17 protein-coding genes are annotated in these 18,590 nt (G+C 62.2%); 5 read left to right on the forward strand and 12 right to left on the reverse strand.

All coding sequences use genetic code 11. The features are described from left to right. The first annotated feature begins 123 nt into the window (after positions 1-123). Positions 124-1,188, forward strand: coding sequence for a GGDEF domain-containing protein (locus tag BM045_RS14230; RefSeq protein WP_092184391.1), 1,065 nt, complete (start codon positions 124-126; stop codon positions 1,186-1,188). Here the strand turns inward: BM045_RS14230 and aroA are convergent. The 10 genes from aroA to BM045_RS14280 all read right to left on the reverse strand — a co-directional run bounded on the left by aroA (position 1,185) and on the right by BM045_RS14280 (position 10,292). Further along, the gene (gene aroA, locus BM045_RS14235) at positions 1,185-2,465 is read right to left on the reverse strand and encodes a 3-phosphoshikimate 1-carboxyvinyltransferase (protein ID WP_092184800.1); all 1,281 of its coding nucleotides are present in this window, start codon (positions 2,463-2,465) and stop codon (positions 1,185-1,187) included. The genes BM045_RS14230 and aroA overlap by 4 nt on opposite strands. Positions 2,466-2,728: 263 nt before the next feature. Then, positions 2,729-3,109, reverse strand: a complete 381-nt coding sequence (locus tag BM045_RS14240) for a HesB/IscA family protein (RefSeq protein ID WP_210185024.1) — start codon at positions 3,107-3,109, stop codon at positions 2,729-2,731. A 51-nt stretch (positions 3,110-3,160) separates the two neighbouring features. After that, a complete protein-coding gene (locus BM045_RS14245) occupies positions 3,161-3,571 on the reverse strand; it encodes an SUF system Fe-S cluster assembly protein (protein ID WP_092184393.1) in 411 nt (136 codons plus the stop codon). 11 nt (positions 3,572-3,582) lie between these two features. Next, entirely contained in the window at positions 3,583-4,803 is a 1,221-nt protein-coding gene (locus BM045_RS14250) for a cysteine desulfurase (RefSeq protein WP_092184394.1), read from the reverse strand. 25 nt (positions 4,804-4,828) lie between these two features. Further along, positions 4,829-6,037 (reverse strand): Fe-S cluster assembly protein SufD, encoded by a 1,209-nt coding sequence (gene sufD, locus BM045_RS14255; RefSeq protein WP_092184395.1) that lies wholly within the window; start codon positions 6,035-6,037, stop codon positions 4,829-4,831. 3 nt (positions 6,038-6,040) lie between these two features. Beyond that, positions 6,041-6,790 (reverse strand): Fe-S cluster assembly ATPase SufC, encoded by a 750-nt coding sequence (sufC, locus tag BM045_RS14260; RefSeq protein WP_092184802.1) that lies wholly within the window; start codon positions 6,788-6,790, stop codon positions 6,041-6,043. Positions 6,791-6,862: 72 nt separating this feature from the next. Beyond that, positions 6,863-7,366, reverse strand: a complete 504-nt coding sequence (locus BM045_RS14265; RefSeq protein WP_092184396.1) for a cupin domain-containing protein — start codon at positions 7,364-7,366, stop codon at positions 6,863-6,865. Further along, a complete protein-coding gene (locus tag BM045_RS14270) occupies positions 7,363-7,593 on the reverse strand; it encodes a hypothetical protein (RefSeq protein WP_092184397.1) in 231 nt (76 codons plus the stop codon). Before BM045_RS14270 ends, BM045_RS14265 begins: the two co-directional genes overlap by 4 nt. Further along, positions 7,590-9,074, reverse strand: coding sequence for a Fe-S cluster assembly protein SufB (gene sufB / locus BM045_RS14275; RefSeq protein ID WP_092184804.1), 1,485 nt, complete (start codon positions 9,072-9,074; stop codon positions 7,590-7,592). Before sufB ends, BM045_RS14270 begins: the two co-directional genes overlap by 4 nt. 87 nt (positions 9,075-9,161) lie before the next feature. After that, entirely contained in the window at positions 9,162-10,292 is a 1,131-nt protein-coding gene (locus tag BM045_RS14280; protein WP_092184806.1) for a cysteine desulfurase family protein, read from the reverse strand. Between the two features lie 285 nt (positions 10,293-10,577). Between BM045_RS14280 and BM045_RS14285 the strand changes: the two genes are divergently transcribed. Together BM045_RS14285 and tyrS are read left to right on the forward strand one after the other, a co-directional pair. Then, a complete protein-coding gene (locus tag BM045_RS14285; protein WP_092184808.1) occupies positions 10,578-11,240 on the forward strand; it encodes an alpha/beta hydrolase in 663 nt (220 codons plus the stop codon). 120 nt (positions 11,241-11,360) lie between these two features. After that, complete coding sequence (gene tyrS / locus BM045_RS14290; RefSeq protein ID WP_092184398.1) at positions 11,361-12,605, forward strand: tyrosine--tRNA ligase; 1,245 nt, start codon at positions 11,361-11,363, stop codon at positions 12,603-12,605. Positions 12,606-12,921: 316 nt separating this feature from the next. Here the strand turns inward: tyrS and BM045_RS14295 are convergent, their stop codons facing one another. Together BM045_RS14295 and BM045_RS14300 are read right to left on the reverse strand one after the other, a co-directional pair. After that, positions 12,922-13,206, reverse strand: coding sequence for a ribbon-helix-helix domain-containing protein (locus tag BM045_RS14295; RefSeq protein ID WP_092184810.1), 285 nt, complete (start codon positions 13,204-13,206; stop codon positions 12,922-12,924). Between the two features lie 56 nt (positions 13,207-13,262). Further along, positions 13,263-16,673 (reverse strand): YhdP family protein, encoded by a 3,411-nt coding sequence (locus BM045_RS14300; RefSeq protein WP_170848520.1) that lies wholly within the window; start codon positions 16,671-16,673, stop codon positions 13,263-13,265. 214 nt (positions 16,674-16,887) lie between these two features. On the opposite strand from BM045_RS14300, the gene BM045_RS14305 reads away from it, so the two are divergent. Both BM045_RS14305 and BM045_RS14310 read left to right on the forward strand, forming a co-directional pair. After that, positions 16,888-17,376 (forward strand): peroxiredoxin, encoded by a 489-nt coding sequence (locus BM045_RS14305; protein ID WP_092184402.1) that lies wholly within the window; start codon positions 16,888-16,890, stop codon positions 17,374-17,376. A gap of 65 nt (positions 17,377-17,441) precedes the next feature. Next, positions 17,442-18,587: a M23 family metallopeptidase gene (locus BM045_RS14310; protein ID WP_210185025.1), complete on the forward strand. Its 1,146-nt coding sequence runs from the start codon at positions 17,442-17,444 to the stop codon at positions 18,585-18,587. Positions 18,588-18,590 lie beyond the last annotated feature (3 nt).

Below are 18,590 nucleotides of genomic sequence, written 5' to 3' on the forward strand. Positions count from 1 at the left end.
TGCGTAGGGGCTCGTTTATTACATTGATACGGTTGTATTTTATCGTGACTGAGCGATATTCGTAACTGGGACGCGGCGCGCTGAAAGGGGCGCCGAATTGGGCAATGGCACGCGAGGGCAGCTGTGTCTGAACACGAATTCAAACGCGCGCTGGGCTATGCCAATTCGGCATTTGATCTGCTCAAGCGCAGTGGGATTCCGCCCTATCCGCAATTCTACGAATTGCTGTTCACCTATGCGACGGGCGTCAACCCGACCCTGAACAACCGCATCAATTCGATTTTCCGCGCCGGCGACACGCCCTCGGCCAATCTGGCCGAGACGCTCTACAATGAGTTCCTCAAATCCGACGTCAATGACCGCATGTCGACGGTGTCGGAGCGCATGCATGCCCGCATCGAGGCGGTGCATGAGGCCATCGACGGCGCCATGATCACCGCCAATGCCTATTCCGGCTCGCTGCAGACCGCGAGCGGCGACCTGGCACGGGATATCTCGCCAGACGCCATGAAGGCCTTGGCCGACCGCCTGCTGACCGAAACCCGGCATATGCAGGACACCAATGCCTCGCTGGAAGAAAAGCTCGCCGCTTCGCGCGACGACATCGCCTCGCTGCAGCGCGATCTCGATGACGTGCGGCGCGAGTCCATGCTCGATCCGCTGACCAAGATCGCCAATCGCAAGAGCTTTGACGAGGGCATGGAAACGGCCATTGCCGAGGCCAACGAGACCGGCGCGCCGCTCTGCCTGATGATCATCGACATCGACCACTTCAAGAGCTTCAACGACACCTATGGCCACCAGACCGGTGATCAGGTGCTGCGGCTGGTGGCGATGACGCTGAAGTCCAATATCAAGGGCAAGGACCTGGCGGCGCGCTATGGCGGCGAGGAATTCGTCGCCATCCTGCCGTCCACCGATCTCGAAGGCGCGATCATCGTGGCGGAAAATATCCGCAAGGCGATCCAGGCCAAGGAATTGCTCAAGCGGTCCACAAACGAGAAGCTCGGACGCATTACCGCAAGCTTTGGAATTGCCTCGTACCGCTCGGATGACACGACGGGCTCGCTGATCGAGCGCGCCGACCGTTGCCTGTATGCTGCCAAGCGCGCCGGCCGCAATCGCGTGTTCAGCGAAAACCAGCTCGGCGAGCTGCAGGCCAACCTGACCGGCGCCTCGGCCGCCTAAGCCTCTGGCTTCAGCTCGACGCCCAATCCCGCGAGCATCTGCCAATATTCCGGCCAGGTCTTGCTCGTGCAGGCCGGGTCGAGGATGACAATGCCGGGCAGCTTGAGGCCAGCCAGGGCAAAGCTCATGGCGATGCGGTGGTCATGGTAGGTTTCGATCTTGGTGCGGGCGTTGCGGCCAGCCAGTTTCGTTGCCAGATTTGAGTCCGACGCCACCAGCAGGTCATCGCCCTCTTCCATCGCCAGACCCGGCAGGATGCGGTTGAGCTCATTGGCCACGGCGCGAATCCGGTCCGTTTCCTTGACCCGCAGGTTGGCAATGCCGACGAAGCGCACCGGCGTGTTGTTGAAAGCGGCAACCACGGCCAGCGTCGGCACGGCATCCTGCATCTGCGAGCCATCGATCACGGCGGGCATGTTGGGGAATTGCGCGATCACGGCCTGCGCCAGGGCGTCAGGCTGGGTAAAGGCGTCTGCAGCAACGCCAAGATCGATCTTGCCGCCCGTGAGCGCCTCTGCGCCCCACAGATAGGTCGCGGCCGAAGCATCGGGCTCGACCAGCAGGTCGGCGGCCTGATAGCCGGTCGGCTGCACCAGCCAACTGCCGGCATCGAGCTGTTCCACCGAAGCGCCAAAGCTGCGCATGGCGGCCAGCGTCAGGTCGACATAGCCACGCGCACCGATATCCTTGCCGGTCAGCGCCACGGTAATCGGACCATCGCCGAGGGGCGCGGCCATCAGCAGGGCCGAAACATATTGGCTGGACAGGCCGCCATCGATCTCGACGCGGCCGGAACCGAAGCTGCCAGTGCCGGCAATGGTCACCGGCGGGCAACCGGTCGGCGCACTCGCCTTGATGCCCAGCGATTGAAGGGCGGTAACCAGCGGGCCGATCGGCCGCACGCGCATTTCGTCGTCGCCATCGACAATGACTTCGCCCTCGACGGTGGCTACCGCGGCGGTAAGGAAGCGGGTGGCCGTTCCGGCATTGCCGAGGAACAGCGGGCCGGCAGGGGCTTGCAGGCGGCCGGCGCTGGTGACAACGAAGCTCGTCGCATCCGGCTCTTCCACCGTGACACCCATCTGCCGCAGGGCAGCGGCCATCAGGGTCGTGTCCTTGCTCTTGAGCGCGCCGGTCAATCGGCTCGTGCCATTGGCCAGGGCGGCCAACAGCAGAGCACGATTGGTGATGGATTTCGATCCCGGCGGCGAAACGCGTCCGGTGAGCGGACGGTTGGGCGGGACAATGGTGAGCGCAGGCGGGGGCGGGTTTAGCATGATGGCGGGATCAATGCCCGCGCGATATGCGCTTCGCAAGAATAATAACGAATATTCCTTCGCAGAATATTCGTTTGCTCATATCCCAGCCAAAAACTCGGTGTCATCCCGGCCTTGAGCCGGGATCCATCCTGAGATGTTTGGTCTACCGCCAGATAGTCGTCGGAACGACCTTGCGGCCGCGGCGTGATCTCGGGATGGGCCCCGGCTCAAGGCCGGGGTGACATCGTGGGTGGGGTTAGCATAGTGCCAAGCAACGGTGATCAGGCCGTTGCGCGAGCCTCGGCGATAGCCTTGAGATCCGCCGGCTTGAGCGTGACGCTCTCGCCGCAGCCGCATTCGCCGGTCTGGTTGGGGTTCTTGAAAGTGAAGCCGGCGCTCATCTTGGCAGTTTCGAAATCCATCACCGTGCCGAGCAGATACATGGTCGCCTTGGGGTCGATCCAGACGTCGACGCCCTTGTCGGCAACGTGGTCGTCGCCCTTCACCGGCTCGGCCAGGTAATCCATCGTATAGGCCACGCCGGCGCAGCCGGAATTCTTGATGCCGATGCGCAGGCCGATGACCGGCGTCTCGGAATCCTCGATGATCTCGGTGATGCGCTCGGCAGCGGCATCTGTCAGCGACATGAGCTTGAAGGCCATCGGCAAACTTTCTATCGGCGTTTCACGATATATAGGATGAAACGCACGAAATTACCACCAGTTCAATGCGACCTGGGCTTCCTCGCTCATGCGCGAAGCATCCCACGGGGGATCGAACACCATGTTGACGGTGACGTCCTGCACGCCCTCGACGCTGCGGGCGGCATTTTCCACCCAGCCGGGCATTTCGCCGGCTACCGGGCAGCCCGGCGCGGTTAGGGTCATGTCGATGGTGATCTTGCGATCATCATCCAGATCGACCTTGTAGATCAGGCCAAGCTCATAGATGTCGACCGGGATTTCCGGGTCATAGACCGTCTTGAGCGCGCCGATCAGGTCCGTGGTAATGCGCTCTACCTCGGCTTCCGGCAGGCCGCCGGAAACGTTTGGCGTAATGCGCGGCTCGGGAATGGTCGGCGCCGGAGCAATCTTGGATTCGTCGATTTCGATGTCGTCGGTCATAGGGTCACCAATCAGGCGAAAAATTTCTGGGCGCGGGTGATGCCGTCTACCAGCGCATCGACGTCGTCCTTGCCACTATATAGGGCGAAGGAGGCGCGGCAGGTAGAGGTGACACCGAAACGTTTGAGCAGCGGCATAGCGCAATGCGTGCCGGCACGCACGGCAATGCCGTAGCGATCGAGAATGGTCGCCACGTCATGGGCATGGGCGCCAGCGATCTCGAAGGAGAAAATGCCGCCCTTGCCCGGCGCCGTGCCGATCAGGCGCAGCGAGTTGATCCGGCTGAGCTGTTCCAGTGCATATTCGGCAACAGCATGCTCATGCGCAGCAATGGCGTCGCGTCCGAGCTCGGTCATGTATTTGAGTGCCGCGCCAAGGCCCACGGCCTGGACGATCGGCGGTGTACCCGCCTCGAAGCGATGCGGCGGCTCGTTATAGGTGACCGTCTCCATGGTCACCACATCGATCATTTCGCCGCCGCCCTGATAGGGCTGCATCTCGGCCAGCAGATCATATTTGCCATAGAGCACGCCGATGCCGGTCGGGCCGTACAGCTTGTGGCCGGTCATCACATAGAAATCGGCGTCGAGGTCCTGCACGTCCACGACGGTGTGAACCGCACCCTGCGAGCCATCCACCAGCACTGGAATGCCGCGGGCATGGGCGATGGCGATCATCTGTTTGACCGGCGTCACGGTGCCCAAGACGTTGGACATATGGGTAACCGCAACCATACGGGTACGCTCACTCAACGCTGCTTCAAAAGCATCGATGTCGAGGCTGCCGTCATCGCGCACATCGATCCATTTGATCACCGCGCCCGTGCGCTCGCGATGAAAATGCCAAGGCACGATGTTGGAGTGGTGCTCCATGATCGTGGTGACGATCTCATCGCCTTCGCCGATCCGCGGACCGGCAAAGCTCTGCGCCACAAGGTTGATCGCTTCGGTCGCCGACTTGGTGAAGATGATCTCTTCGGGCCGCGCCGCGTTGAGGAAAGCCTGCACCGCATGGCGGCCGCCCTCATAGGCCTCGGTCGCCCGGTTGGCCAGGGTGTGCAGGCCGCGATGGACGTTGGCATACTCATGCCGGAAGGCATAATCCATCCGGTCCAGCACCTGCACCGGCTTCTGCGCCGATGCACCGCTATCGAGATAGACCAGCCGATTGCCGTGGATCACTTCCGAGAGAATCGGAAAATCGGCACGGACTTTTTCGAGGTCGAAGGTCATTCCAACTCCTGCGGCGTGGCCGGGATTACTTGCCCAGCAGCCAGCCGTCGATCACGCCATGCAGAGCCTCGGCCAGCGCCTCGTCTTCGATCGGGTCCACCAGTTCCTCAAGGAAACCGCGCACCAGCATCGTCTCGGCTTCAGCCTGGGGAATGCCGCGGCTCATCAGATAGAACAGGCTGTCCTCGTCGAGCTTGCCGCAAGTGGAACCGTGGCCGCAGACCACGTCGTCGGCATAAATTTCCAGCTCTGGCTTGGAAAGGATTTCCGCTTCGTCCGACAGCATCAGGCCCTGATGCATGAACTTGGCATCGGTCTTCTGCGCATCGCGCGCCACCACCAGCTTGCCCTGCACGATCGACTTGCCGCGTCCGCGGGCGATCGACTTGAACAGCGGCTGCGACGAGGTCTGCGGCACGGCATGCTCGGCCATCATGGTGATGTCAGAATGCTGGCCGTCAGAGACGAGGTTCAGGCCGGTGATATCGCCATGCGCACCGGCACCCGCATAGCGCGGGAACAGATGTGTACGGGCCAGCCCGGCCCCGGCATGCACCACCAGCGTCCGCAGCTGGGCATTCTCGCCGACCTGATACTCATTGGTGGCAAAATGCGATACGGCGCGGGCCGACAGGTCCACGGTGACATGGGTCAGCCGGGCATCCTTGCCGAGCGTCACATAGGTCGCGTGATTGCCGACATGGGCAGCGTCGGACCCGGAGAAGGTCTCGATGATGGTCGCCGAAGCGCCGTCGGCCACGAACACTTTCAGCGAGTCGGCGGCATGGGCGGCGTCGCCCTCGATGCGGCGATCCACCTGAATCACATGATCGATTGGGCCTTCGAGCGTCAGCGTCAGACTTTCCTCGACCAGCGCACCATTGAGATGCACCAGGACGTCGTCGCGCGTCGACAGCGCCGTGCCCTCAGCCTTGCCGATGATCACGCCAGCCACAGCGGCCGGGGCCGCTTGGATCACGCCATTGACGATCGCGAGGCGCTGGGCGCCGGCAATATCCAGCGCCGAAACGCCAGCGGCGTTGGCGGCCTGCGCCAGCGGCGGGATCGCCTTCAGCAGCAGTTTCAGGTCGGTATAGTGATAGGCCTCAACGCGGCGCGTCGGCAGGCCCGCAACGGTGATCCGTTCCGCGGTCGCATCAGCGCCCAGGCTCTTGAGCTGGTCGATAAGGGCATTTTCGGCTGCACCCAGCCGGACGGGAAAAGCGATGGACATGGATCAGGCCGCCGCGCCGTCGAAGTCGGCATAGCCCTTGGCTTCGAGCTGCAGCGCCAGGTCTTTGTCGCCGCTCTCGACGATCCGGCCATCGCTGAACACATGCACCACGTCGGGCACAATATGGTTGAGCAGGCGCTGGTAATGGGTGATCACCAGCATGGAGCGATCATTGGCGCGCAGCGCATTGACGCCCTTGGAGACGACCTGCAGCGCATCGATGTCGAGGCCCGAGTCCGTCTCGTCGAGCACGCAAAGCGCGGGCTTCAGCAAAGCCATCTGCATGATTTCGGCACGCTTCTTCTCGCCGCCGGAGAAGCCGACATTGAGCGGGCGCTTCAGCATTTCGGTATCGACCTGCAGCTGGCTGCCGGCGTCCTTGACTAGGCGCATGAACTCGGGCGTGGTCATCTCGGCCTCGCCGCGCGCCTTGCGCTGGGCGTTCATCGCCGCCTTGAGGAAGGTCATCGTGGCAACGCCGGGAATCTCGATCGGATACTGGAAGGCCAGGAAAATGCCGGCCGCCGCACGCTCGTTGGGCTCCATCTCGAGAATGCTCTCGCCGTTGAGCAGGATTTCGCCCTCGGTGATCTCATAGTCTTCCTTGCCGGCCAGCACATAGCTCAGCGTCGACTTGCCCGAGCCATTACGGCCCATGATGGCATGCACTTCGCCGGCGGGAATGACGAGATTCACGCCCTTGAGGATTTCGCGGTCTTCGATACGGGCATGCAGATTGCGGATTTCAAGGATAGGGGTGGTCACTTCAGTCTCCAGATAGTCGCTGGCGCAGCGCGCCAAATGGTGGTTCGGGACGGTGTGGCGTCAGGCGCCTGGTTCGCCATCCCAGTAATCGAGATTGTTCTGGCCTTCGCGGCCACTATGGCGCAGACGACGGTCGGCCGCGGTGCGGCTCGTCACCTGGAATTTGCCGGAGTCCGGATATTCGCAGACTTCGGTCTCGGCATTGTTGGCGACGCCGAGATATTTGAGCGTCACCGAGCCGGTATTGAGGATTTGATGCGCCGTCTCGGGGCCGCCATTGGGCGCACCTAGCACATCGCCGGCCTTGAAGGAAAAGCGCTCGTCGCCAAAGCGATAGGTGCCCTCGCCTTCCAGCACGATGAAGAGTTCTTCCTCCACGTGATGGCTGTGGAACGGGCAGCTCGACTTGCCGGCCGGCACTTCATTGTAGCTGATGCCCAGATTGCGCAGACCCAGCAGCTTGCCGAAGGATGTATCGGCAGACTGGTAAAGCGTCCCCTGCTCCCAGGCGTCGAGCACCAGGGAGGCCAGGGAAACCACGGGATTGCGGGTCGGCTCGGTCATTCAGCTGGCTCGGTGAGTTCAAGGCGGCGCTCGATACGATCGAGCCGGACCTTGGTGTCGGCTATTTCCTCGACCACGTGGTCAACACGCAGGGTCAGGGCGCGGAGTTCAAGACGCATGGCCGCCTGTTCGGTCTGCACACCGCGAACATCCGATTTGATAATCGCAATATCCGCACGGATTGCGCGCAGGTGTTCTAGAACCAGACTGGCGGTCTCGTCGGTCATCCCACACTGCCTTCCAGGGAAATGGCGATCAGCTTCTGCGTCTCGACCATGAACTCCATCGGCAGATGCTGCAACACGTCGCGGACGAAGCCGTTGACGATCAGCGCCACGGCATCTTCTTCGCTGAGGCCACGCTGCTGGCAGTAGAACATCTGGTCGTCGGAGATCTTCGACGTGGTGGCTTCATGCTCGAACACCGCCGTACCGTTGCGGCTTTCGATATAGGGCACCGTATGGGCGCCGCACTTGTCGCCGATCAGCAGCGAGTCGCACTGGGTGAAGTTGCGGGCATTGCTGGCCTTGGCATGGGCCGAGACCTGGCCGCGATAGGTATTGTCAGAAAAGCCGGCGGCAATGCCCTTGGCGATGATGCGGCTGGACGTATTCTTGCCCAGGTGGATCATCTTGGTGCCGCTGTCGACCTGCTGGTAGCCGTTCGAAATGGCGATCGAATAGAACTCGCCACGCGAACCGTCGCCACGCAGGATGCAGCTTGGGTACTTCCAGGTGATGGCCGAACCGGTTTCCACCTGGGTCCAGGAGATCTTGGAATTGGCGCCGCGGCAATCGCCTCGCTTGGTGACGAAATTGTAGATGCCGCCCTTGCCGTCCTTGTCGCCCGGATACCAGTTCTGGACGGTGGAATACTTGATCTCGGCATTGTCCATGGCGACCAGTTCCACCACTGCAGCATGCAGCTGGGACTCGTCGCGCATCGGCGCGGTGCAGCCTTCGAGATAGCTGACATAGCTGTCAGCCTCGGCAATGATCAGCGTGCGCTCGAACTGGCCGGTTTTCTTTTCGTTAATGCGGAAATAGGTCGACAATTCCATCGGGCAACGCACGCCCTTGGGAATGTAGACGAAGGACCCGTCAGTGAAGACGGCGGAATTGAGCGTCGCATAGTAGTTGTCCGAAACCGGCACCACCGAGGCCAGGTACTTCTGCACCAGCTCGGGATATTCGCGGATGGCTTCCGAGATCGAGCAAAAGATGATGCCGACCTTGGAGAGCTCTTCGCGGAAGGTGGTGACGACGGAGACCGAGTCCATAACCGCATCGACGGCCACCTTGGGGCGCTCGACACCGGCGAGGATTTCGCGCTCGCGCAGCGGAATGCCCAGCTTGTCATACATGGCCAGCAAAGCCGGATCGACCTCGTCGAGGCTGGTCGGCGCCGGCGTCGACTTGGGCGCGGCGTAGTAATACATGTCCTGCAGGTCGATGGCCGGATAATGCACCTTGGCCCAGGTCGGCTCGGTCAGCGTCAGGAAGCGCGCATAGGCTTCGAGGCGCCAGTCCAGCATCCACTGCGGCTCGTTCTTCTTGGCCGAGATGAAGCGGACGGTATCCTCGCTCAACCCCTTGGGGGCCATGTCGGATTCGATATCGGTCTCGAAACCGTACTTGTATTTGTCCACGTCGAGCGAGCGCACCGACTCAACGGTAGCGCGATCGATGTTTTCCTTGAGCGTCGGGATATCGGCGTAATCATCAGCCATTGTGGCTTCTCCTATTTGCCCCTCGGCGATTCAAGGTCACCGCGAGCCGCATAAATTGTGTGACGGCTAGGCCGCCTGCCCCTGCCGCGCCCTGTGGCGCTCAAGGATCGATTGGTAACCGACGACGAACGCATCCACGTCGGCCTCGGTGGAATTCCAGCCCAGGCTGACGCGCAGGGCGCAATCGGCCAATTCTGGCGCAACGCCCATGGCAGCCAGCACGTGGCTGGGGCCGACTTTGCCGGACGAACAGGCCGAACCGGACGAGACCGAGAGGCCCATCAGGTCCAGCCCCATCATCGCCGTGGCATTCTTGATACCGGGCATGGCGAAATTGGTGACATTGCCAAGCCGGTTGCCGCCGAAGATCACCGCGTCGGCCGGCAAGGCAGCCTCAAGCTGCGCCGTCAGACGCGACACATCAGCCGCAGCATAACGTTCGGCAATCGCCGCCGCTGCTGCACCAAAGGCCGCAATCAGTGCCGCCGCTTCGGTGCCGCCGCGACGACCCTGCTCCTGACCGCCGCCCGGAATGAGCCGAACCACGTCCGCATGAGCCTTGACCAGCAAAGCGCCGATCCCGGCCGGAGCGCCGATCTTGTGGCCGCTCACCGCCATCATATCGGGTGCCGACGCGGCAAATTCCAGCGGCAGTTTGCCGAAGGCCTGCACGGCGTCGATGAATAGCGTGTGACGAGTTGGGCCGACGATCGCATTGATGCGGGCAATATCCTGCACCACGCCGGTCTCATTGTTCACCCAATGCAGGGCGACCATGAGGTTACCCTCGGCCTCGGCGACAATTTTTGCCAGTTGATCGAGATCAATGCTGCCATCGGGCAGAAGCCCGATAGTGATGACAGGTAGCCCGGTCGCTTCGGCCGCCTTGGACACCGCCGCATGCTCGCCAGCGCTGATGACCACAGCCGTCGAGGCAAACACCTTCGCGCCGCCGACGATGGCCTGGGTTATGGCTTCCGTCGCAGAGCCGGTGAACACCACCTGCTTGCGCTCGGCGCCCGCGAGGGCTGCCACCTGGCTGCGGGCCGTGTCGATCAGATTGCGCAGGGCGCGGCCATGACCGTGCACCGATGACGGATTGCCGGTGAGTTCAAGGGCAGCGACAAGCGCCGCCCGCGCTTCGGGCAGAAGCGGGGACGCGGCGTTATGATCGAGATAGATCGCCGCTCTGGTCATCATTACCCGTGTGGCGCATGCACGCCGGTCATAGCTTTCATGCCGGGGCCGGAGCGCCGATGCGCCGCCGAATCCAAACACTTCTTGAAATTTGACGCCCAACTTCATTACAAGGGGCGCACTTGCAGGCCGCGTGCGGCCTAAATCCGAGTTTCGAACAATTCTAAACTAGATTTTGCGAGCCATGTTTTAGGAGTCTGGACCGGCTTAGTCAAGCTGTCAGGCGGCCTTATGGACCGGCGCAAAACCACACCAACAGAGCCGAACGGCCGGAAGAACAAGACCATGCCAGAAGTGATCTTCAATGGCCCCGAGGGGCGCCTCGAAGGCCGTTACCAGCCCGGCAAAGAGCCCAATGCTCCGATCGCGATCGTGCTTCATCCGCACCCCCAGTTCGGCGGGACGATGAACAACCAGATCGTCTACAATCTCTTCTACATGTTCGCCGAACGCGGCTTCGCCGTGCTGCGCTTCAATTCGCGCGGCGTCGGCCGCAGCCAGGGCATGTTCGACCATGGCATCGGCGAGCTTTCCGATGCGGCGGCGGCGCTCGACTGGCTGCAGGTCATCAACCGCGAGTCGCGCGGCTGCTGGATTGCTGGCTTCTCGTTCGGCGCCTGGATCGGCATGCAGCTGCTGATGCGCCGTCCAGAGGTTGAAGGCTTCATCTCGGTGGCGCCGCCGGAAAACCTCTATGACTTTTCCTTCCTCGCCCCCTGCCCCTCCTCGGGCCTGATCATTCATGGCGACAAGGACCGCGTCGCCCCGCCATCGTCAGTGCAGAAGCTGGTCGACAAGCTCAAGACCCAGAAGGGCATCACCATCGAGCAGCAGACCGTCGAAGGCGCCAACCATTTCTTCGAAGGCAAGATCGACGAACTCACCACACGCTCGGCCGACTATCTCGACCGCCGCCGGGAAGAGATCGCTGCCGGCGGCGGGCGCTAGTTAGAAAGCGTATTTAACGCGATCGAGTTCATCACCGGAGTTGTCCCGTGCGCGGGACGCCCCGACCTTCTCTCGATGGCCGCATGACCCGATCGCGGGCCGGCCTTTGGATCGCACCCAATGACCAAGTTCAAATCCGACTTCCTCCAGACGCTGCATGAGCGCGGCTTCATCCACCAGGTTTCCGACGAATCCGGCCTCGACAATCTCTTCGCAACCGAGACGGTCACCGCCTATATCGGCTTTGACCCCACGGCATCCTCGCTGCATGTCGGCAGCCTGATCCAGATCATGATGCTGCATTGGCTGGAAAAGACCGGCCATCGCGCCGTAGCCCTGATGGGCGGCGGCACCGGTATGGTGGGCGACCCGTCCTTCAAGGACGAGGCGCGCAAGTTGATGACGCTGGACACCATCCAGTCCAACATCGACGGCATCAAGCAGGTGTTTTCCAACTACCTCAGCTTTGAGGGTGAGCCGGCCAAGTCGCTGATGGTCAACAACGCCGATTGGCTGGCCCCGCTCAACTACCTCGAATTCCTGCGCGATGTCGGCCAGCATTTCTCGATCAACCGCATGCTGAGTTTTGACTCGGTCAAGCAGCGGCTCGATCGCGAGCAGTCGCTGAGCTTCCTCGAATTCAACTACATGATCCTGCAGGCCTATGACTTCGTAGAGCTGAACAAGCGCTACGGCGTACGACTGCAAATGGGCGGTTCGGACCAGTGGGGTAATATTGTCAATGGCATCGACCTGGGCCATCGCCTTGGCACGCCCCAGCTTTACGCGCTGACCACGCCCCTGCTCACCACGGCCTCCGGCCAGAAGATGGGCAAGTCGATGAACGGCGCCATCTGGCTCAACGCCGACCTGCTATCGGCCTATGACTTCTGGCAATACTGGCGCAACACCGAGGACGCCGACGTCGAGCGCTTCCTCAAGCTCTACACCACGTTGCCACTGGACGAAGTCGCGCGCATCGCCTCAGGCGATATCAACGAAGCCAAGAAGCGCCTCGCCACCGAAGTCACCGCCATGATCCGCGGCCGCGCTGCGGCCGAGGAAGCGGCTGAGACAGCACGTGCTACCTTCGAGACCGGCGCCATCGACCTGTCGCTGCCGACGGCAACGGTGACCCATGCCGAACTGGCCTCTGGCATCGGCATTCTCGCCGCGCTGGTAACGGCTGGCTTGGCTGCTTCAAACGGCGAAGCGCGCCGCCACGTCCAGTCCGGCGCCGTGCGGATTAACGATGCGGTGATCGACGACGACAAGCTCAGCATTGGCGACAATGCGCTGCTGTCTGAGGGCGTCATCAAGCTGTCTGTCGGCAAGAAGAAGCACGCGCTCATCAAGCCGGTTTAGTCAGTATCATCTATCGCGGTCAGGGCTGATTGCCAGTCCTGGCCGCCGTACAGCACGCGGAGAACGCGCACCGACGTTTCCGTCACCTGGAAGGCCACGGTCGTCGAGTTCAGAATTCCGATCACGCGCAGACCATGCTTGATATCGGATCAAGCGGTGCCGCGTTCACTGGCCTGAGCCAGACTGGCAAGTCGGCTTTTGATGCGCCCGACATAGCGACGCGCGACTGCTGCGGAAGCCTCGTTCGTCAGTCAGGTACTAATTTGCTGAATATCAGCGATGGCTTGCTCGGACAGAAGGACCGAGCGCGTTTTCATTACGACGCCTTTTTGGCTTCAGCGTCATTGATACTGGCATCGATACGTCTAAATGCGTCCTCAATGGGCACAGCGTTGTCGGGAAATTCGTCCAACTCCTGGGCAACCGGTAGAACCTGCTTGATCAGCCATCGATCTAAGGCTGCATCGCGCTGCTGAAGTGCCCGAAGGCCTTCGCGCACCACTTCGCTGCTTGAGGCGTAACCACCCATAGCGACCTTGGCGTCGATATAGTCCGATTGATCCTCAGCCAGGCTGAATGTGCGTTTTTGAACTTTCGCCATGGTGCACCTCATTTGGCCGAACCATAGCACGACGGTATGACTTTGTCATACGACCTTCATTCAGCCGCCGGCTGCGCCTTTGCCCTAAACTCGAACAGCTCGCGAAATGCCCCGGGAACTAGCGCCGACAGCGGGTTGATGCGGAACTGCGGCTTGTCGAGCGGGCCCTGCACCGCAAAGGTCACGCCGAGCAGGCCCTCGCCTTCACGACCACCAAGCAGTGGCCCCAGGATCGGGATTTGCTGAAAGGCATTGTTGATTCCGAACAGCGGCACGTAGGTGCCGGTCAGGTCGTATTGGCGCTGGTCGGTATAGATGAAGCCTCGCATCGTGCCGCCGACCGTGTCACCGGTCAGCATGGCATTGCTGACCGCCACTCGGTCGGAACTGCGCTGGAAATCCACCTGGGCCAGATCGAAATCAAGCCGGTTCTGCCGCGCGATGGCGGCGCGAGAATCGCTGTGATTGCCCAGCACTTCCACCACATTGGCTTCATCGACAATGGCAAAATTGCGCATCACCAGCTGGCCGCCCTCGGCATCGAGGTCACTGTCCGTGGTCAGCACCAGATTGCCCGACCCGCCCGCCAATTGCGAATAGACGCCGAGCAGGCGCAGGATGGTTCCGGCATCGTTGAAGGCCACCGACAGCGTGCGGCCGCGCGGCGCCGGATTGGTGGTGACGGAAATGCCATTGCCGTCGCTGAACTGCGCGGTGAGGTTGGCGCGACGCATGTCGCTGCCGCGCAGCAGCAGGTCGAGATCGACGTTGAAGGCCGTGGTGGCATAATACCCCAGCGCCCGGTCAAGCTGCACTTTCAGCAAGATGGTCTGGTCAAACTGCGTCGATTGCACGCCACCAGCGCCCTCGCCGAGCCCGAAGAACTGGCGCAGCATCGGCTTGAGATCGAGCTGGCTCCCGCGGATCGATACCGCATAGCCGCCGTCGATCGGCGCCAGATCCAGTTGCGCGCTATCGTCGGCGCTGACGCCGAACTGGCTAAACTTGGCGGCCTGCAGTCCCCTGCTCGCGTGATAGCTTAGATCACCCTTGGCACGGACGCTACCGAACGACAGGTCGATATCCTTAAGCTGGGTCACCTCGCCATCCGGCGTAACCGTCGCCGTCAGCGTGCCTGCTGTCCCGACCGCCTTGCTGATGCCGATATCCTTGAGGGTCAGCGCCGCCTCGGTCAGGTCGACCGCCATCTGGATGGCGCCATCGGCCAGCGGCTGCGCCACGAAGCGCACGCGTCCCGACAGGAATTCCGAGGCATCGAAGCCCATCTTGGCAAGGTCGACGACATCGATAGTCGAGGACAGCCGGAAGCTTGGATCACTGGTCGGCGTTCCGGCGATTTCGATCTCGGCCGGCATGCCGTCGATCTCGGCGCTGCCGCCGAGCTGATAGCCGTCCTGGTTGGCGCTGAACGACAGCTGACCATTGCCGATCCGGCGCTTCTCGATCGGCTTGGAACTGGCAAACCCGGCCACCGTGCCATTGACCACATAATCTACGTCCAGAACGCGTCCAGTGCCCTCGTCCGGCAGGGCAAAGGTTGCAACCAGGCCCAGATCGACGGCGCCGTTCAGGCTCTCGAGATCGACCGGAAGCGTCGCATTGGCTAGGAGGTCCGGCTGCTGCTCCTTCGCCAGGTCCAGCAAGGCAGGAATGGTGGCGACCACATCGCCGGACAGTTCGACAATGCTGCCGGCGGGATCGGAATTGTCCATCACGACGGCTGGATTGGTGACCCGGATGTCGCCAGCCGTTGTCGACAACACGCCGCCATCGGCGGAAACCGTGAGATCGGTGTCGTCCAGTCGAAGCTTTGTTTCGCCATCCAGCGCCACGGCCGTCATGGTGGGCAGGGGCCGTACGGCTACACCGGTCCCGGTCATCTCCACCTGCATGCTGCCATCGGGAATCGGCTTGTTTTCTCCGGGCTCACCAATCGAGCCGACCGGAAAATGGAACTTGAGGCGCGCATTGGACACCGTGCCCTCGGTGACATTGGCGACGAACCAGTCGCGGCTGTCGCGACTCATCACATAGGGCCACAGCCGCTTGAGATCGTCGGCGCTGACACCCTGCCCGACCATGGTCATATCGACACCCAGGCCGGCCTGCAGCATATCCACGCGCCCCGTACCTTCGATGGTCCCGTCACCCTTGCGGGCGATCACCAGATCCACGCCCAGCGCTCCATAGAGCGGCGCCGACCAGCCGGAAAAATCCACGCTGTCGAATGGCTCGGCCGGCGCGTCCATGTCGCCGGGATGTAGGACGACATCGCGCGCCTTGATCGAAAGCCCAATGGTCGGCCCATAAATCGGGTCGAGCCCCATGGCAAAGACGCCGGACAGGTAGGCGGTGCTCTGGCCGATCTGCAGCGCCGATTCTTCCAGGATGAACTGGCCGAGTTCCGGCTGCCAGTTGACGTCCATGATCGTGCTGGCAACCGCGAAATAGTCGGTGCCGATGCGCAGGTCGGTGCCGGTCAGATCGATCTTGAACCGCCCGTCTACGAGCTTGCCGCCGGCCGGCTTGAAGTTGACATCGATCGACAGCGCCCCCGCCCCGCGCATTGCCGCCATGCTGCTGCTATTGTCGATGAAGGGCAGCAGCGCCGCAAAATCGAGGTTGGACACATCCGCTTCGAGCCGGGAATTGCCGGTGTCATCCACTGTGCGCGACAGGCTGCCGCTCATGGTGCGGCCACCAAGGCTGGCCGAGAACGTGCCATGGGTATTGCGGCGATCCGGCGTCGGGCCGATTTCGAGATTGATCGCCTCGAAGCGCCGGAACAGGCCATAGACGGCGTCGATCATGTCCACCGTACCGTCGCGCACCACCAGCTTGGAAAACCGCCCCTGCGCCGCCTGCTCGACGATATCGGCAATGCCCTGTTCGCTGGCTTCAAGATTATGGATCAGCCAGTCATTGTCCGAGCGCAAAGCGATGGGCTGGTCGCTGCCGCTGACATCAATGCCCTTGTCGGAAATGGCGACGGTCGGAAACGCCTCCTCACCCTCGAACACCGTGACAGTCGGAATCGTCCCGTCCTCCAGCGTGAAATCAACGGGCCGCGGCCCCAGCAGGTCCTGCACCATCTGCACCTGCGGCCCCACCACCGTGATGGTGGCGCCCGGTTGGCCAAACAGCGCCCTGGCCGGCGAGAAACCCACCTCCAGCGCATCTATCTTGATGGTCGAGCCGGCCTTGCTGTCGGTCAGGGTCACCGGCGCAAACTGGATCACTGGCCAGACCCGGTTTTCCAGCGCCAGGTTCATCTGGCCGAGCGACAGCTGGCTGCTGGGTGGCAGGGCCGCCTGGATCAGCGAGCGCACTGCCTCGCCGCCAAACGGCAGGCGCAACGGGGTGACCAGCAGAATGAGATAGAGCACCAGCAACAGCACGCAGGGAATGCCGAAAACCCACACCGCCAGCTTGGCAGCGTGGCGCATCGGATGCCGACTGCGCGGGGCAGACGGGACGGCTTCGCTGTCTGCGGGAGTGATTGTCGCGCTCAATTGCTTCCAGAACGAGGCTTGGCCGTGCTCTGCTGGCCCCTCAAGAATCAACCGCAGAAGGCGGTCACTTGCCCAATGATACCGGCTGCAATATGGCACCGGCATCCACGAGATTGCCTGAGATTACAGGCAAGGAGTAAACATCCTCATGCCGGACCTGACCAAAGGCGCCGTCGCTCCCGACTTCACCCTGCCGCTCGACAACGGCAGCACGTTCCAGCTCTCCAGCGAACGCGGCCACCCCGTGGTGCTCTATTTCTACCCGCAGGATGATTCGGGTGGCTGTACCGACGAGAACAAGGAATTCTCCGAGCGCGCCGGCGCTTTCGCGGCGTTGGGTGCCAGAGTGGTCGGCATTTCGCCGGACACTCTCGAAAGCCACATCAAATTCCGCGCCAAATATGGCCTGCAGCTGCCGCTGGCTGCCGATCCCGAGCGCGCCGCCATCGAGGCCTTCGGCCTGTGGAAGCTCAAAAAGCTTTATGGCCGCGAGTTCATGGGCCTGATCCGCACATCCTTCATCATCGACGCCGAAGGCCGCGTGGCGCGGGTGATCAAGGCAACGCGCATCCTTGGCCATGCACAGAAGATGCTGGAGGCGCTTGAGGCGCATGTGACTGAGCGCTCAGCAAAATAGGCTTTGTTAACCACGCTCCGTCATAGTTCGGTCAGTATATTCCTGCCGTCGCGGAGTTTCGTAGCGTGCGTCACCAGGCCAGTTTCGGGCGTACCGATCGCGACGCCGCACAGCCACCCCGCTCGGGCATTCATCCCGCCCTGTTCTACGGCATGTTTGCCGTGCTGCTGGTCGGCAATGCGCTGATGGGCACGGCAGTGCTGCTCGCGCCCGATATCAGCAAGCTGCTCAATGGCCAGAACGAACAGGTCATCGCCGCCTATGAGGATCGCATCGCGCAGTTGCGCGTCGAGGTCGATCGCCTGCATTCGCGCAGCTATGCCCAGGCCGGCGACATGAACCTGCAATTGCAGGAACTGGCGCAGCAGCAGGAAGTGCTGCTCGAACAGCACCAGCTGGTGCGCGTGCTGGTCGACAAGGCCGGCGAGCTTGGCATCGAGCCAGCAGCGCCGGGCCCAACTGCCGCGCTCGACCTGCGCGACATGGCGCCCGTCACGGCCTCGGGCAATCCCGATGTCGACGCGACCGCTGCAGCCGTGGCGCAAATGATGGGCGAAACCCAGTTTGCCATGACTTCCATCGCCGAAACCGCTACCCAGCGCACCCGCGACATCGTCTCCGAACTGGATGGCCTTGGCATTCGTGTCGCCCTGCCCGATGCACTCGACGGCGTCGGCGGCCCGCTGTTGGCCGCCCAGCCGGACGCCGAAAGCGTCAACATGGTCGATGACGCCAATGCGGTCATGGCCGCGCTGGTTCGCTACAAGGCCGCGCGTGCCAGCATCGATTCTGCGCCGATCCACATGCCGATCAGTGGCAATTTCCGCCAGAGCTCCGGCTTCGGCAATCGTACCGACCCCTTCACTGGCGGCCGTGCCTTTCACGCCGGACTAGACTTTGCCGCCCCCACCGGCACGACGGTTTTGGCGGCAGGCGCCGGCACGGTGAGTTTCGTCGGCGTGCGATCGGGCTATGGCAAAACCGTGGAAGTCACCCATGCCAATGGCCTCGTGACTCGCTATGGCCATCTCTCCGGCTATCTCAGCGAAGAAGGTCAGACCGTCAACACCGGCACGCCGATCGCCAAGGTCGGCTCCACCGGCCGCTCCACCGGGCCGCACCTGCATTTCGAAGTGCGCAAGTCCGATATGGCGATCAATCCCAAAGCCTTCATCGACGCCGGCAAGCGGCTCCTGGCTTTGTTGGGCTAAGTC

The organism is Devosia sp. YR412, assembly GCF_900110945.1.
Lineage (GTDB): Bacteria > Pseudomonadota > Alphaproteobacteria > Rhizobiales > Devosiaceae > Devosia.

Coding starts and splice junctions, on each gene's coding strand:
- aroA (WP_092184800.1), bottom strand. CDS start 2,465: ATGCTAAACCCGCCCCCGCCTGCGCTCACCATTGTCCCGCCCAACCGT.
- BM045_RS14240 (WP_210185024.1), bottom strand. CDS start 3,109: ATGGCCTTCAAGCTCATGTCGCTGACAGATGCCGCTGCCGAGCGCATC.
- BM045_RS14245 (WP_092184393.1), bottom strand. CDS start 3,571: ATGACCGACGACATCGAAATCGACGAATCCAAGATTGCTCCGGCGCCG.
- BM045_RS14250 (WP_092184394.1), bottom strand. CDS start 4,803: ATGACCTTCGACCTCGAAAAAGTCCGTGCCGATTTTCCGATTCTCTCG.
- sufD (WP_092184395.1), bottom strand. CDS start 6,037: ATGTCCATCGCTTTTCCCGTCCGGCTGGGTGCAGCCGAAAATGCCCTT.
- BM045_RS14265 (WP_092184396.1), bottom strand. CDS start 7,366: ATGACCGAGCCGACCCGCAATCCCGTGGTTTCCCTGGCCTCCCTGGTG.
- BM045_RS14270 (WP_092184397.1), bottom strand. CDS start 7,593: ATGACCGACGAGACCGCCAGTCTGGTTCTAGAACACCTGCGCGCAATC.
- BM045_RS14280 (WP_092184806.1), bottom strand. CDS start 10,292: ATGACCAGAGCGGCGATCTATCTCGATCATAACGCCGCGTCCCCGCTT.
- BM045_RS14285 (WP_092184808.1), top strand. CDS start 10,578: ATGCCAGAAGTGATCTTCAATGGCCCCGAGGGGCGCCTCGAAGGCCGT.
- tyrS (WP_092184398.1), top strand. CDS start 11,361: ATGACCAAGTTCAAATCCGACTTCCTCCAGACGCTGCATGAGCGCGGC.
- BM045_RS14295 (WP_092184810.1), bottom strand. CDS start 13,206: ATGGCGAAAGTTCAAAAACGCACATTCAGCCTGGCTGAGGATCAATCG.
- BM045_RS14300 (WP_170848520.1), bottom strand. CDS start 16,673: ATGCGCCACGCTGCCAAGCTGGCGGTGTGGGTTTTCGGCATTCCCTGC.
- BM045_RS14305 (WP_092184402.1), top strand. CDS start 16,888: ATGCCGGACCTGACCAAAGGCGCCGTCGCTCCCGACTTCACCCTGCCG.